Source organism: Oleiphilus sp. HI0132, from assembly GCF_001635845.1.
Genome location: NZ_LWGJ01000865.1, coordinates 1 through 350, shown reverse-complemented (window position 1 = coordinate 350; position 350 = coordinate 1). Strand labels below are relative to the sequence as shown.

Sequence of the window (350 nt, the reverse complement as noted above, 5' to 3'; positions counted from 1 at the left end):
AAGATGTTTTTGCATTGAGTCAGGTGCTGATACTGGCTGACCAACAAGAGCTGGACCCGGGAAATCTCACCTTGCTCAAACGTTATCAACGACAGCGGCAGGCAGATAACCTATTGATGATGGGCGCGATGGAAGGTTTTAAGCGTTTATTTGCTCAACCCGATCCACTTCTTCGGTGGGTGCGTAATACAGGGCTGGACTTTGTAAATAAGCAGGGCTTTATCAAGAAACAGTTGGTTAAGCATGCGATGGGCTTGTCCATCGCTTAGCTTAGTACGCCTAAGTAAGCCGTTGATGGCTACGCAGGGGTCTTAGAAGTGCCATACCCAGTCACCTGAATGACTCTATCC

Annotated in this window: 1 pseudogene; it reads left to right on the top strand. The window is 48.3% G+C overall.

Annotated elements, in window-relative coordinates:
* Positions 1-269 (top strand): annotated as a pseudogene (locus A3766_RS30915) (hypothetical protein); the annotation flags it as partial.
* Positions 270-350: the final 81 nt, after the last annotated feature.